Source organism: Nostocoides sp. F2B08, from assembly GCF_009184895.1.
GTDB lineage: Bacteria > Actinomycetota > Actinomycetes > Actinomycetales > Dermatophilaceae > F2B08.
Map to the genome: position 1 here is coordinate 1 of NZ_WESE01000044.1, position 249 is coordinate 249.

Genomic DNA, 249 nt, shown 5'->3' on the forward strand with positions numbered 1-249 from the left:
TGCTCTCTCCTGCCGCGATCTGGGTCATCAGCAACTCCCGGGCGAGCGTCGATGCCGGCACCCCGCGTCGGTCCGCGAGCTGCGCCAAAGCCTGCATCTCATCCTCGTTCAGACGCACCTGCAGCGTCTTGGTCCGGCCGTGCCCCCGGGTCAGCGTCGACCCCGGCTTCAGCTCGGCATCCTTGTGTGCCTCAGATGCGGCGGCCTCGGCCGCGATCAGGTCCTCAACTCCCATCGTGAGCCTCCTCT

Annotated in this window: 1 protein-coding gene; it reads right to left on the minus strand. The window is 67.9% G+C overall.

From position 1 onward, the window contains the following. The coding region (locus GA707_RS20650) for a ribbon-helix-helix protein, CopG family (protein ID WP_152180326.1) at window positions 1-235 on the minus strand (235 nt) is incomplete at its 3' end. Window positions 236-249: the final 14 nt, after the last annotated feature.